2 protein-coding genes are annotated in these 2,005 nt (G+C 65.3%); one reads left to right on the top strand and one right to left on the bottom strand.

Annotated elements, in window-relative coordinates:
* Nucleotides 1-555: aldo/keto reductase (locus DD1DGNOD_RS01215; RefSeq protein ID WP_131769250.1), on the bottom strand; the 555-nt coding region annotated here is incomplete at its 3' end.
* A gap of 394 nt (nucleotides 556-949) precedes the next feature.
* On the opposite strand from DD1DGNOD_RS01215, the gene DD1DGNOD_RS01210 reads away from it, so the two are divergent.
* Nucleotides 950-2,005, top strand: a 1,056-nt coding sequence (locus DD1DGNOD_RS01210; protein ID WP_131769249.1) for a citrate/2-methylcitrate synthase, incomplete at its 3' end; no start/stop codon positions are given.

The following is a 2,005-nucleotide window of genomic DNA, read 5'->3' as shown; positions in this document are numbered from 1 at the left end:
GACAAGGCCGAGCGAACGCCGCCGCATCGCGGCCTCGTTGCCCGCGGCGATCTCCCAGCCGGCCAGGCCGGACGAGCCGACATAGACGATCTTTCCCTGGGCAACCAGCACGTCCATGGCCTGCCAGATCTCCTCCCACGGGGTGTCACGGGCCACATGGCGTATCTGGAGAAGATCGATGTGATCGGTACGCAGCCGGCGCAGCGACTCGTCGCAACACCGCCGGATCTCAGGCCCGGACAGCTTCCCCTGGCCCGGACCCGCAGCCGTGGACCCGTGGACCCCGGTCGCCAGAACAATCCGATCCCGGCGCCCGCGGCTCCTCGATAGCCAACCGCCGACAACGTGCTCGGCGGCGCCCGCGTCGGCGTTCTCGGTGGCGCCGGCGGGCCGTCCATGGGTATTCGCGGTGTCAAAGAAGTTGATGCCGGCGTCCAGCGCCCGGTCCATGATTGCGCAGGAGATGTCCTCGGTCACCAGCGGACCGAAATTCATCACGCCCAGGCACAGCCGGGACACCCGCACTCCGGTGCGGCCAAGATGCGCATGGATCACAGAACAATCTCCCGTCATTGGCAACCGGTGTACCCGCACGGCCCATGGCCCACTATGCCCACCGCGAGCTACACCCACCGCAGGCGGTGTCCCCACGGAAGACGTCCCCCGCAAGGGACGTCCACGCAACCGGCGTCCACCCGGGCATCACCGAATCCCCGACGAACAGTGCCCGGAGATAAAGACGCGGAGCGTCGTCACCGAACCGCACGTAACGGGTGTCGTAGGACACGCCGGGCGGAAGGCAGCGATCACGGGCGTGTGGTGGCCACAACCGCGAGACTTGGGGACAACCGTTGCCTACCGCCGAACTGGCCCAAGCGGTCCACACCCCGACGCCACGGCCCCGGCATGAACCACACCGACGTGATCGCTACAGCGAGAGGAGACCGGCGTGACCGAGCAGGTCAGTACTCTGACCGTCACCGACAACCGCACCGGCCGGACCTATGAGATCCCGGTCGAGAACGGCGCGATCCGCGCCAACGCCCTGCGGTCGATAAAGGTCGACGAGGGCGACTTCGGCCTGATGACCTACGATCCGGCTTTCACGAACACGGCGAGCTGCCGTAGCGCGATCACCTTTATCGACGGCGATGCCGGCATCCTGCGCTACCGCGGCTTTCCGATCACGGAACTGGCGGACAAAAGCAGCTTCCTGGAAGTCGCCTACCTGCTGCTCGCCGGGGAATTGCCCACGGCCTCGGAGCTGGCGGTGTGGGAGAGCGAAATCACACATCACACTCTCGTCCACGAGTCGATCAAGAAGTTCATCGACGGGTTCCACCACGACGCACACCCGATGGGCATGCTGTTGTCGAGCGTCGGCGCGCTGTCGACCTTCTACCCGGACGCCAAGGAGATATCCGATCCCGGACTGCGGCGACTGCAGATCGTCCGCCTGATCGCGAAGATCACGACTTTGGCGGCCTTCTCCTACCGGCACTCGATCGGGCTGCCGTACGTCTACCCGGACAACGACCTGTCCTATGCCGGCAACTTCCTGAACATGATGTGGAAGGCCACCGAGCTCAAGTACGAGCCGGATCCGAACCTCGAGCACGCCCTCGACGTCCTGTTCATTCTGCACGCCGACCATGAGCAGAACTGCTCGACGAACGCGATGCGCGCCGTCGGAAGCTCCCAGGCCGACCCCTTCTCGGCAGCCGCCGCGGCGATCTCCGCACTGTACGGCCCGCTGCACGGCGGTGCCAACGAGCAGGTACTGCGGATGCTCACCGACATCGGGTCGGTGGAGAACATTCCCGCCTTCATCGAAAAGGTCAAAGAAGGCAAGAAGAAGCTGATGGGCTTCGGGCACCGGGTGTACAAGAACTACGACCCACGCGCCCGCGTGATCCGTCAGGTGGCCGACGAGGTGTTCAAGGTCACCGGGACGAATCCGCTGCTCGATCTGGCCCTGGAACTGGAGCGGATCGCCCTCGAGGAC

It is taken from the genome of Candidatus Protofrankia californiensis, from assembly GCF_900634765.1.
Classification (GTDB): domain Bacteria; phylum Actinomycetota; class Actinomycetes; order Frankiales; family Frankiaceae; genus Protofrankia; species Protofrankia californiensis.
The sequence above is the reverse complement of the archived record's forward strand: the minus strand, read 5'-3'. Positions and strand labels throughout refer to the sequence as shown.